This window comes from Bradyrhizobium sp. S3.7.6, from assembly GCF_054061875.1.
On sequence record NZ_JBSSEQ010000001.1, the window covers coordinates 1814253 to 1825253 of the forward strand.

Below are 11001 nucleotides of genomic sequence, written 5' to 3' on the forward strand. Positions count from 1 at the left end.
ACGAAAATGTGTAGCTGTTGCCGTTGGGCACCGCTCGCTGGCTGTGTCGTTCGATAATAGCCTTGTGAAGAAGGTGAATGGCCGGCTTCGAGCCCCGGCACTGACTAGTGAGCGAGAACCATGTTCCTGATTGGCCAATACGATTCTCCCTTCGTCCGCCGTGTCGCGATCGCGCTGCGGCTCTACGGCCTCGCCTTTGAGCACCGGCCATGGTCCACCTTCGGCGACGCCGACAAGATCGCGCCGTATAATCCGCTGCGCCGCGTGCCGACCCTGGTGCTCGACGACGGCGAGGCGCTGATCGAGAGCACGATCATTCTCGATTATCTCGATGAGCTCGTCGGGCCTGAAAAGGCGATGCTGCCGCGCGGCGGCGCCGAGCGACGGAAGCACCTGCGGATCTGCGCGCTCGCCACCGGCCTTGGCGACAAGGCGGTGAGCCTGCTCTATGAGCGCGTGCTGCGGAAGGAGCAGCTTGCGCTCTGGGTCGAGCGCTGCCAGGCGCAGATCGGCGACGTGCTCGGCGTGCTGGAGGCCGAGCGCGCCGGGGGGACGACGGCGTATTGGCTGGGCGACCGGATCGGCCACGCCGACATTGCGGTTGCCTGCGTCGTGCGCTTCACCCGCGAAGCGCATCCGCTTCTGTTCGAGCCATCGCGCTATCCGGCGCTGTCGGCGCACGCCGAACGCTGCGAGGCGCTGGCACCGTTCAAGGAGATCGTGCAGCCGCTGGCCCCGCCGAAAGGGTGAAAGCGCGGCGTCCTATCTCCTGTTGCAGGGCTTGATCTCGCCCGCCGCGGACTTCAGGACGATCGGATTCGGCGACAGCCTTATGCCAAAGAACAATTGAGAGCCGGACACCTTGTCGTCCGATCCCTGGTGGGCGTCCAGCTCGAGCTTCGCCGCGATCTCGGATGTCAGCTTGGCCCGCTCCTCCATCGAAATGGTGTTGTGATATTTGATCTCGTAGACGACGTCGGCCTCCAGCACGGACCGCGTCTGGCAGACGACTCCGCCGCTCGAAAGGTTCAGGGCGATCGCGTCCTCGCATTCGGCCTTCAGCAATGCATTGCGGGTCGATATCAGCGACTCGTCGGAGATCAGGAGAATGTTGGCGTTCTCGAGCTTGAGGTGAATTGAATCAACTTGCTGCATTCCGGCGACCGCCGACAGCTTGTCCCTGACCTGCGCGGACACGTCGAGATTCTTCTCGAGCGACTGCTTCAGGTCCCGGTCCACGGTCGGTGATTTCCGGATCTTGTCGGCCAGCAGCGCGGGGTCGATATCGCAGGTCGGATGCAGCTCCAGCCGGCCATTGCTCAGATATTCGATCGTGTTGATGGTGCCGGGACCGCCGAACGTGCTCGGCGGGACCACCTCGAAATATCCGGTCTCGGAGAGGATGGCCGCAATCGTCTGTTTCTTTCGCGGGTATCCGACCCAGGCTGCAACCATCACCAGGCCGGTCGCGACAAAGACGAGGCTACCAAGCCAAAGCCATTTGCGACTTGCTACTTTCGCGGGCAGCACAACTGGTTTCGTTCGCCGCATGGCACGTAGCCTTTCGGACAGTCAGCCGCGGCAATCGTGGGCAGCACGACAAGGGCGATCGCGGCGACGAACAGTGCAATGAACTGCGTCATATGCTCGATCCCAAGCAAACCATCGGTTTGAAGGTAGTAGACCGATAGAGTAGCGAATCAAGGTTGAGCGGACAAGTGAACGAGTTCACACCGCCCGGTTCCTGCGCGAAATTGCCGGTGAGCCGAATTCCGGACCGCGACTCGTCCTGGTGGTGTGTCAGAAAGGAGCAGGCCGCTCTTTGCGTCGCGCACTGCCGGTTGTTGCGAGGCGCAGGCGCCGTCCAGGGAGATCGTGCAGCCGGCGCTGCCGAAAGAGTGAGGTCTCTACCCTCCCCTGGAGGGGGAGGGTCGTTCGCGCGAAGCGCGAGCGGGGTGGGGTGACCTCTCAACACGGGTAGTGTTCACGCGGAGAGACCGTCACCCACCTCGGTCCGCATTCCGGTTCGCTGCATGCGAAATCCCCCTCCAGGGGAGGATGGGGACGCGCGCGTGGCATCCATCGGCACGGCAGGCGATGATGGAATATTACCGGTGTTTTGCCCGACGGAGCAAGCCGTTTCGGCAAGACCGAAATTCTTCAAGCCTTTCAACCCCACCTCTACTGTGCATGGGGTTGTTTTTCACTTTTTTAGTCTTGGGAAGCGAAGGCGGGGCCTACCCCGCCCCCGCGCGCTTCTTCTGCCAGACGAGATGCACCGCGCAGGTGCAGCCGGGCGGATGCGAGGCGAGGTCCTTCGACGTCTCGTCGTTTGCGGGTGTCGCCGCGAAGGCCTTGTCGGTCTGCTGCGACGGGATGTAGTTCAGCACCGGCGCGAGCCAGCGCTCGGTTTCCGCCACCGTCATGCCCTTGCGTGCGGCATAGTCCTCGACCTGGTCACGCTCGATCTTGCCGACGCCGAAATAATAGCTCTCGGGGTTCGCGAAATAGAGCCCCGACACGGAAGAGCCCGGCCACATCGCAAAGCTCTCGGTCAGCTTCACGCCGGCAGTCGCCTCCGCATCGAGCAGCTCGAACAGCGTCGCCTTCTCCGTGTGATCGGGCTGCGCGGGATAGCCCGGCGCTGGGCGGATGCCCTGGTACTTCTCGAGGATCAGATCGTCGCAGGAGAGTGCTTCGTCCGGTGCATAAGCCCAGAACTCGCGGCGCGCGCGGGCGTGCATGCGTTCCGCAAAGGCCTCGGCGAGGCGGTCGGCCAGCGCCTTGCACAGGATCGAGGAGTAGTCGTCATTGGCCATCTTGAAGCGGTCGGCGACCACGTCCTCGCCGATGCCGGCCGTGACGACGAAGCCGCCGACATAATCGGGGACGCCGGCGGGCGCGACGAAGTCGGCGAGCGCGGCGTTGAACCGGCCCTCGCGCTTCTCGAGCTGCTGGCGCAGCGTGTGCAGCGTCGCGATCTGCTTGGTCCGGCTTTCGTCGGCATAGAGCACGATGTCGTCGCCTTGCGCATTCGCCGGCCAGAAGCCGACGGTGGCGCGCGCCCTGAACCACTTTTCCTTGACGATCAGATCGAGCATCTTGCGCGCGTCGTCGTAGAGCGAGCGTGCGACTTCGCCGACCTTGGAATCGTCAAGGATGGCGGGGAAGCGGCCGGCAAGCTCCCAGGTCTGGAAGAACGGCGTCCAGTCGATATAGGGCACGAGCTCGGCGAGATCGTATTCGTCAAAGCTGCGGATGCCCAAGAAGGTCGGCTTCACCGGCTTGTTCTTGGCAAAGTCGACCGGCACGCGGTTGGCGCGCGCGGCCGCGAGCTTCAGGCGCTTCTTGTCCGCCTGCGCGCGCAGATGCGCGTCCGAGATTTTTGCGTATTCGGCACGCACTTCGGCGGCATAAGCCTCGCGCTTCTCTGGCGAGAGCAGCGAGGAGGCGACGCCGACGGCGCGGCTGGCGTCGTTGACGTGGACGACGGGACCGGCGCGGTAGCTCGGGTCGATCTTGACCGCCGTGTGCACGCGGCTCGTGGTGGCGCCGCCGATCAGCAGCGGCAGCTTCAAACCTTCGCGCTGCAATTCGCCGGCGAAGAACGCCATCTCGTCGAGCGAGGGCGTGATCAGGCCTGATAGCCCGACGATGTCGGCCTTCTCCGCCTTCACGGTCTCGACGATCTTGGCCGCCGGCACCATCACGCCGAGGTCGATGACCTCGAAATTGTTGCACTGGAGCACGATGCCGACGATGTTCTTGCCGATGTCGTGGACGTCGCCCTTGACGGTCGCGAGCACGATCTTGCCGGCGGACGAGGAGCCTTCGGTGCCGATGCCGTTGGCGAGGTTGCGCGCCTTCTCTTCCTCCATGAACGGCATCAGCCACGCCACCGCTTGCTTCATCACGCGCGCGGACTTCACCACCTGCGGCAGGAACATCTTGCCGTCGCCGAAGAGGTCGCCGACCACGTTCATGCCGGCCATCAAGGGGCCCTCGATCACGTCGAGCGGACGCTTGGATGCCTTGCGGGCCTCCTCGGTGTCCACTTCGATGAATTCGGTGATGCCGTGGACCAGCGAATGCGACAGCCGCTTCGCCACCGGCCATTCGCGCCAGGCGAGGTCGGCTTCCTTGGTCTGGGTCTTGTTGCCGCGGAATTTCTCCGCGAGCGCCAGCAGGCGCTCGGACGCGCCGGGGTCGCGATTGAGGATGACGTCCTCGCACACCTGGCGCAGCTCGGCATCGATGTCGTCATAGACGATCATCTGCCCGGCATTGACGATGCCCATGTCCATGCCCGCCTTGATGGCGTGATACAGGAACACCGAGTGCATCGCCTCGCGCACCGGCTCGTTGCCGCGGAACGAGAACGACAGATTGGAGACGCCGCCAGAAATATGCGCGTGCGGCAGGTTTTGGCGGATCCAGCGCGTCGCCTCGATGAAGTCGACGCCGTAATTGTTGTGCTCCTCGATGCCGGTCGCGATCGCGAAGATGTTCGGATCGAAGATGATGTCCTCAGGCGGGAAGCCGACGCGGTCCACCAGGATGTCATAGGCGCGCTTGCAGATCTCGGTCTTGCGCGCGAACGTGTCGGCCTGGCCGACCTCATCGAACGCCATCACCACCACGGCTGCGCCATGGCGCCGGGCGATCTTCGCCTCGTGAATGAACTTCTCCTCGCCTTCCTTCATCGAGATCGAGTTGACGACCGGCTTGCCCTGCACGCATTTCAGGCCGGCCTCGATCACCGAGAATTTCGAGGAATCGACCATCACGGGGACCCGAGCGATGTCGGGCTCGGCGGCGACGAGATTGAGGAAGGTCACCATCGCGGCTTCCGAATCCAGAAGCCCTTCGTCCATGTTGACGTCGATGATCTGCGCGCCGTTCTCGACCTGGTCGCGGGCGACCTGCAGCGCGGCGGTGTAGTCGCCGGCGGTGATCAGCTTGCGGAAGCGAGCGGAGCCGGTGACGTTGGTGCGCTCGCCGACGTTCACGAACGGGATGGCGTCCGTCAGGATGAATGGCTCGAGGCCGGAGAGCCTTAAGCGAGGTTCGATTTCCGGCACGATACGCGGCTTGTGCGGGGCGACGGCCGCCGCAATCGCCGCGATATGGTCCGGCGTGGTGCCGCAGCAGCCGCCGACGATGTTGACGAGGCCATCGCGCGCGAATTCGCCGACCAGGCGCGCCATGTACTCCGGGGTCTCGTCGTACTGACCGAATTCGTTGGGCAGGCCGGCGTTCGGATAGGCACACACCAAGGTGTCGGCGACGCGGCCGATGTCGGCGATGTGGGCGCGCAGATCTTCCGCACCGAGCGCGCAGTTGAAGCCGATGGTGACGGGTTTTGCGTGCCGCACCGAATTCCAGAACGCTTCCGGCATCTGGCCCGACAGCAGGCGGCCCGATTTGTCGGTGATGGTGCCCGACACCATCACGGGCACGTCGATGCCGCGCTCTTCGGTGATTTCCGCGATCGCATAGAGCGCCGCCTTGGCGTTCAGCGTGTCGAAGATGGTCTCGACCAGCAGCAGATCGACACCGCCGTCGAGCATGCCGTTGATCTGCTCGCCATAGGATTTGCGCAAATCGTCGAACGTGACGGCCCGGTAGCCGGGATTGGAAACGTCGGGCGAGATCGAGGCGGTGCGGTTGGTCGGGCCGATGGCCCCCGCAACGAAGCGCGGCTTGCCGTCCTCGGCCTCGATGCGACGAGCGGCATTGCCGGCGAGGCGGGCGCCTTCGCGCGCCATCTCGTAGACGATGTCGGTGAGGTCGTAATCGGCCTGCGCGATCGAGGTCGTCGAGAAAGTGTTGGTCGCGACGATGTCGGCGCCGGCGCGCAAATAGGCGGCGTGGATGTCCTCGATCGCCTGCGGCTGGGTCAGGATCAACAGATCGTTGTTGCCGCGCAGGTCGCGATGGAAATCCTTGAAGCGCTCGCCGCGGAAGGCGGCCTCGTCGAACTGGAGGTTCTGGATCATCGTGCCCATGGCGCCGTCGAGCACGAGGATGCGCTCGCGGGCGGCATTGAGCAGGGCAGTTCGCTTGGGAGAAACGGGAGTGGTCATTTTATCTTAAGCCGCCTTCTGCGCGCTCTTGGCGCGGATGCCGAGCAAATGGCTGATCGCGAACACGAGATCGGCGCGGTTCATGGTGTAGAAATGGAAGGTGTCGACGCCGCGCTTCGCCAGCTTCTGCACCTGGCCGGCGGCAACGGTCGCGGCCACCAGCTTGCGGGTCTCGGCGTCGTCGTCGAGGCCGTCGAATTTCTCCGCCAGCCAATCCGGCACGGAGGTGCCGGCGCGGGTGACGAAATTGCGGGCCTGCTTGAAATTGTGCATGGGCATGATGCCGGGCACGATCGGGATGTCGATGCCTCGGGCACGGACGCGGTCGAGGTAGCGGAAGTAGAGGTCGTTATCGAAGAACACCTGCGTGATCGCGCGCGTCGCACCCGCATCGACCTTGGCCTTCAGCGTGTCGATGTCGGCGTCGAAGTCGCGCGCTTCAGGGTGCTTCTCGGGATAGGCGGATACGGACACTTCGATGTCGCCGTGCCGCTTCTTGATGCCCGCAACGAGGTCGGCGGAACTCTGGTAGCCGTCGGGATGGCTGGAATAGGGCGTGCCGATGCCGCCGGCGGGATCGCCGCGCAGGCCGACGATGTGGCGGACGCCGACCTCGTGATAGCGATCGACGATCTCGTCGATCTCCCCGCGCGAGGCGCCGACGCAGGTCAAATGCGCGGCCGGCAGCAGCGCGGTCTCCTTGAGGATGCGGGTGATGGTCGAATGGGTGCGCTCGCGGGTCGAGCCGCCGGCCCCATAGGTCACGGAGACGAATTTCGGGTCGAGCGGAGCGAGCCGGTTGATGGTCTCCCAGAGATTGCGCTCCATCTCTTCCGTCTTGGGCGGAAAGAACTCGAAGGAGATTGCAGGCCGCTTCGAGGTGAGGTGCCCGTTTTGGAGGTGCCCGTCTTGCCCTTCGGCTCGGGCAGGCGTCGTCAGATCAGTCATGGCACCACTCACTCCAGGGGCTCGTCCGGCTTTCGGCGGCCGGCAGTCAGGTCTCGATTGGATGCGGGCAAGATAAGCCAAAGCGGTCGCACTCGACAGCCCATCGGTGATGGGAAGTCGCCCACTTTCACCGGTAACGGTGGAAATATTGAACGGATGAGGGTGCGAGTGGGAAGTACGCGGATATGACAAAATGTTATATAAATCAACAAATTGCAACGGTTTTGGCGGCGGGCGGGAGCAAATAGGGGGTGTGGGCAGTGTGAAGATGGTGTTGCCGCGACAAATCTCGTCCCATCGCCTCAACTGGCGCTGCCGTGCGGGTTCGCGGCCCGCACACGCCAGACCTGCGCAGTCTGCCCATTGCCGCCGCGCCGGCCTTCACTACCTTAGCGCGCCATGATCCCGCTCTCAGTCCTCGACCTCTCCGTCGTCACCACAGGTACAAGACCCGCCGCGGCGCTGCGCAACAGCATCGATCTGGCGCGCCATGTCGATGGGCTTGGCTATGTCCGCTACTGGCTCGCCGAGCATCACAACCTCGCCTCGGTGGCGAGCCCGGCGCCCGACGTGATGATCGGGCAGATCGCGGCGGTGACGAAGCACATCCGCGTCGGCTCCGGCGGGGTGATGCTGCCCAACCACGCCCCGCTCGTGGTGGCCGAGCGCTTCAAGATGCTGGAGGCGCTGTTTCCCGGCCGCATCGATCTCGGTCTCGGCCGCGCCCCCGGTACCGACGGCGCCACGGCCTACGCCCTGCGCAGCCGTCTCGACCGCCGCGAGGGCGACGACTTCCTGGAGCGGCTGCACGAACTGATTCTGTGGGAGACCCGCGAATTTCCCGCAGGGCACCCCTACAACAACGTCGTCGCGATGCCCGACGACACCAAGCTGCCGCCGATCTGGCTGCTCGGCTCCAGCGACTATTCCTCGGAGCTCGCTGCGCAAGTCGGCATGGGTTTCGCCTTCGCCCATCACTTCGCGTCCCATGACGCGATCGATGCGATGGTGCATTACCGCAACCGTTTCCAGCCCTCGGCCTGGAGCGCGAGCCCGCGCGCGATCCTCGCGGTCGCCGTGATCGCGGCCGACACGGATGAGGAGGCCGAAAAGCTCGCCACCTCGTTCGATCTCAACCGCCTGCGCCGCGACCGCGGGCAATATCTGCCGCTGCCGAGTGTCGAGGAGGCGCTGGCCTATCCCTATACGGACGCCGAGCGCATTTCGATCTCGCGCAACCGTTCACGCCTCTTCGTTGGCAATCCGGCGACGGTGCAGAAGAAGCTGCAGCCGTTGATCGATGCGAGCAAACCGGACGAGTTGATGGTGATTACGGCCGTGTACGATCACGACGCGCGTAAGAAGTCGTATTCGCTGCTGGCCGAGGCGTTCGGACTGAAAGCGGCCGCGTAAAGCTCTCGTGCCCCGGACGCGGCGCAGCGCGAAGCGGTGCGCTGCAGAGCCGGGGCCCATCGCGCTCCGGGTATCGCCGCCCCTGGATCCCGGCTCGCGCTTCGCGCGTCCGGGACACGCAATCAATCCTGTTGCGTTTCGCTGAACGTCGCGCGGAAGGGGTGTCCCGGATACACGCCGACGATGCGGAATTCGCGCGAGAAGAATTTCAGCTCCTCGATCGCGAACGCCAGTCCCTTGTCTTCAGGGTGGCCGTCGACGTCGGCATAAAACTGTGTGGCGAAGAAATTGCCGTCGACCATGTAGCTTTCGAGCTTGGTCATGTTGACGCCGTTGGTGGCAAAGCCGCCGAGCGCCTTGTAGAGCGCAGCGGGCAAGTTGCGCACACGAAATACAAAAGTCGTGACCAGCGGCCCCGAGCCCTGCGCCGCCCATTTCGGCTCGCGCGCCAGCACCACGAAGCGCGTGGTGTTGTGCGCCTCGTCCTCGATGTCCTCGGCCAGGATGTCGAGGCCGTAGATCTTTGCCGCAAGCCGCGAGGCGATCGCGGCGACGGCCTTGTCGTTGCGCTCGGAGATGTCGCGGGCGCTGCCGGCGGTGTCGGCGTGCACGATCGGCTTGATGCCGAGCTTGCGGATGATGCGCCGGCACTGGCCGAGCGCATGCACGTGGCTCTCGACGCTCTTGATGTCCTCGAGCTTCGTCCCCTTCACCGCCATCAGCTGATGGCGGACCGGTAGAAACCATTCGCCGATGATGAAGAGGCCGGAGGCCGGCAGCAGATGATGGATGTCGGCGACGCGCCCCGCGACCGAATTCTCGATCGGGATCATGCCGAGATCGGCCTCGCCCGACGAGATCGCCGACAGCGCGTCCTCGAAGGTGGCGCAGGGCATCGGCTCGGCGTCGGGATAGGCCTCGACGATGGCGATGTGGGAATTTGCCCCAGGTTCGCCCTGGAATGCGATTTTCAGCTTGCTCATGATCGGCCTTGTAACAGCGGCTCAGGATTTGGAAAGGATGCTGCGCGCGGTCTCGAGGTCCGCCGGCGTATCGACCCCGCGGGGCACGGTATCGACGATGGTGAAGTCGATCCGCATCCCGGCCTCCAGCGCCCGGAGCTGCTCGAGCTTCTCCTGCAATTCCAGCGGGGACGGCGGCAGTGAGACGTAGCGCTCCAGCGCGGCGCGGCGATAGGCGTAGAGGCCGATATGGTGGTAGCGCGGTCCGTCGCCGGTCGGCGCGGTCGCGCGGGTGAAATAAAGCGCGCGCATGCGCCGGCCGCCGAGCGAGGTTCCGATCGCCTTCACGACGCTCGGCGCGAGGTCCTCCTCCTGGGTGTGGATCTGCGAGGCCAGCGTCGCGATGTCCACGGCCGGATCTTGCAGCGGCGGCAGCACCTCGCGGATGTTGTCGATCGTGATGGTCGGGAAATCGCCCTGGAGATTGACCACGATCTCGGCCTTGCCTGAGGGATCGAGCTTCTGCATCGCCTCGTGGATGCGGTCCGAGCCAGAGGGGTGCTCCGGGCGGGTCATCACGGCTTCGCCGCCATGGGCGGTGACCACGGAGGCGATCTCGTCCGTATCGGTCGCGACCGCGACCCGGCCGATGCCGGCGGCCTCTGCCCGCCGCATCACATGCACGATCATCGGCAGGCCCGCGATGTCTGCGAGCGGCTTGCCGGGCAGGCGGGTGGCGGCCATGCGGGCCGGGATCAGCACCAGGATGCGGGGATCGATCATCGGGTCAAGGGCCTGGAAACGAGAGGTTTTCCGCGTCGAGAAATGGGGTGGGGACGGGCTGAAAGCCGGGTCGCTTATACGGGTTGCCAGACCCCGGGCAAACCGATATCTCAATGGCAAAACTCGGGGAAACAACAAGGAACGTTTGATTCTCCCGAGGCTCGTCCTGGCGGCCGCTCGGCCGCTATTTCCTTACTGTGGTGTGGGGCCTGGCCGGAAATGGACTCTTTCGAACTCAATAAGATTCTCGGTGCCGTGCTGGGCACCTGTCTCATCCTGCTGGTGACGAGCTTCGCCGCCCAGGCGCTGTTCACGCCGAAGCCGCTCGAGAAGCCGGGTTTCGAGATTGCCGTGAAGGAAGACGCCGGCCACGGCAAGGAAGGTGGCGCCGCTGCTGCGCCCTCCGAGCCGATCGAAAAGCTGCTCCAGACCGCTTCCGTCGAAAAGGGCGCTTCGGCTGCCAAGAAATGCGGCGCCTGCCACACCTTCGAGAAGGGCGGCCCGAATCGCGTCGGTCCGAACCTCTATGGCGTCGTCGGCGAAGCCAGGGGCGAGGGCCGCAACGGCTTCAACTTCTCGGCCGCCATGAAGGCCAAGGGCGGCACCTGGTCGTTCGACGACCTCAACAAGTTCATTGCCAATCCGAAGGGCTTCATCCCGGGCACCGCGATGGGCTTCGCCGGCATCCCGAAGGACTCCGAGCGCGCCGACGTCATCGCCTATCTGAATTCGCTGTCAGAGCATCCTCAGCCGATCCCGACGGCGTCGAAGTAAGGCCGTCAAAAACCGATCTTGAATGTGCGGCCAGG

Annotated in this window: 8 protein-coding genes; 3 read left to right on the forward strand and 5 right to left on the reverse strand. The window is 64.5% G+C overall.

Features of this window, described 5'->3' with window-relative positions:
• Positions 1 to 120: 120 nt before the first annotated feature.
• Complete coding sequence (locus ACVJ5M_RS08590; RefSeq protein WP_063980952.1) at positions 121 to 750, forward strand: glutathione S-transferase family protein; 630 nt, start codon at positions 121 to 123, stop codon at positions 748 to 750.
• Positions 751 to 762: 12 nt separating this feature from the next.
• On the opposite strand, the gene ACVJ5M_RS08595 is transcribed toward ACVJ5M_RS08590, so the two are convergent.
• The 3 genes from ACVJ5M_RS08595 to metF form a co-directional block, all read right to left on the reverse strand.
• Positions 763 to 1551 (reverse strand): hypothetical protein, encoded by a 789-nt coding sequence (locus ACVJ5M_RS08595; RefSeq protein WP_063980953.1) that lies wholly within the window; start codon positions 1549 to 1551, stop codon positions 763 to 765.
• Positions 1552 to 2237: 686 nt separating this feature from the next.
• Positions 2238 to 6086: a methionine synthase gene (gene metH, locus ACVJ5M_RS08600; protein WP_063980954.1), complete on the reverse strand. Its 3849-nt coding sequence runs from the start codon at positions 6084 to 6086 to the stop codon at positions 2238 to 2240.
• A gap of 6 nt (positions 6087 to 6092) precedes the next feature.
• Positions 6093 to 7034, reverse strand: coding sequence for a methylenetetrahydrofolate reductase [NAD(P)H] (gene metF / locus ACVJ5M_RS08605; protein WP_063980955.1), 942 nt, complete (start codon positions 7032 to 7034; stop codon positions 6093 to 6095).
• A gap of 399 nt (positions 7035 to 7433) precedes the next feature.
• Between metF and ACVJ5M_RS08610 the strand changes: the two genes are divergently transcribed.
• The gene (locus ACVJ5M_RS08610; RefSeq protein WP_063980956.1) at positions 7434 to 8447 is read left to right on the forward strand and encodes an LLM class flavin-dependent oxidoreductase; all 1014 of its coding nucleotides are present in this window, start codon (positions 7434 to 7436) and stop codon (positions 8445 to 8447) included.
• Positions 8448 to 8569: 122 nt separating this feature from the next.
• Here ACVJ5M_RS08610 and ACVJ5M_RS08615 read toward each other — a convergent pair whose 3' ends face one another.
• A complete protein-coding gene (locus ACVJ5M_RS08615; RefSeq protein WP_014498246.1) occupies positions 8570 to 9430 on the reverse strand; it encodes a prephenate dehydratase in 861 nt (286 codons plus the stop codon).
• Positions 9431 to 9451: 21 nt separating this feature from the next.
• A complete protein-coding gene (locus ACVJ5M_RS08620; RefSeq protein WP_063980957.1) occupies positions 9452 to 10192 on the reverse strand; it encodes a 3-deoxy-manno-octulosonate cytidylyltransferase in 741 nt (246 codons plus the stop codon).
• Between the two features lie 219 nt (positions 10193 to 10411).
• Here ACVJ5M_RS08620 and ACVJ5M_RS08625 point away from each other — a divergent pair, with 219 nt between their 5' ends.
• The gene (locus tag ACVJ5M_RS08625) at positions 10412 to 10966 is read left to right on the forward strand and encodes a c-type cytochrome (protein ID WP_063980958.1); all 555 of its coding nucleotides are present in this window, start codon (positions 10412 to 10414) and stop codon (positions 10964 to 10966) included.
• The last annotated feature ends 35 nt before the right edge of the window (positions 10967 to 11001 follow it).

Excerpts from the sequence above, each read along its gene's own strand:
- ACVJ5M_RS08625 (WP_063980958.1), top strand. The coding sequence starts at position 10,412 with ATGGACTCTTTCGAACTCAATAAGATTCTCGGTGCCGTGCTGGGCACC.
- ACVJ5M_RS08615 (WP_014498246.1), bottom strand. The coding sequence starts at position 9,430 with ATGAGCAAGCTGAAAATCGCATTCCAGGGCGAACCTGGGGCAAATTCC.
- ACVJ5M_RS08590 (WP_063980952.1), top strand. The coding sequence starts at position 121 with ATGTTCCTGATTGGCCAATACGATTCTCCCTTCGTCCGCCGTGTCGCG.
- metH (WP_063980954.1), bottom strand. The coding sequence starts at position 6,086 with ATGACCACTCCCGTTTCTCCCAAGCGAACTGCCCTGCTCAATGCCGCC.
- metF (WP_063980955.1), bottom strand. The coding sequence starts at position 7,034 with ATGACTGATCTGACGACGCCTGCCCGAGCCGAAGGGCAAGACGGGCAC.
- ACVJ5M_RS08595 (WP_063980953.1), bottom strand. The coding sequence starts at position 1,551 with ATGCGGCGAACGAAACCAGTTGTGCTGCCCGCGAAAGTAGCAAGTCGC.
- ACVJ5M_RS08620 (WP_063980957.1), bottom strand. The coding sequence starts at position 10,192 with ATGATCGATCCCCGCATCCTGGTGCTGATCCCGGCCCGCATGGCCGCC.
- ACVJ5M_RS08610 (WP_063980956.1), top strand. The coding sequence starts at position 7,434 with ATGATCCCGCTCTCAGTCCTCGACCTCTCCGTCGTCACCACAGGTACA.